This is a genomic window from Guyparkeria halopsychrophila, assembly GCF_044582135.1.
GTDB lineage: Bacteria > Pseudomonadota > Gammaproteobacteria > Halothiobacillales > Halothiobacillaceae > Guyparkeria.
Genome location: NZ_JBDODP010000080.1, coordinates 1 through 260, shown reverse-complemented (window position 1 = coordinate 260; position 260 = coordinate 1). Strand labels below are relative to the sequence as shown.

Here is a 260-nt window from a genome sequence, read left to right as displayed (position 1 = left end):
CCGGAAAAGCCGCGAAAATCGAGGTTCGGGCGGTTGACCCATTGAACCGGCAGGCGGAACGGCTTGCCCTGCAGGCGGTCCTCGTGGACCTCGATCGTCTCGAGAAAGCCCATCAGGGTGGTGCCGTGATACCACGGCATCCGCTCGCCGTGGGCGATGATGTTGTCGCCCTTAAGCGCCGACATCGGGATGAACGTGACCTCCTCGATACCGATCTCGTCGGCAAACGCGCGGTAATCGGCGACGATTCGATCGAAGAC

Annotated in this window: 1 pseudogene; it reads right to left on the bottom strand. The window is 61.9% G+C overall.

The window, feature by feature from the left end:
• Positions 1–260 (bottom strand): annotated as a pseudogene (locus ABGV18_RS11575) (adenylyl-sulfate kinase); the annotation flags it as partial.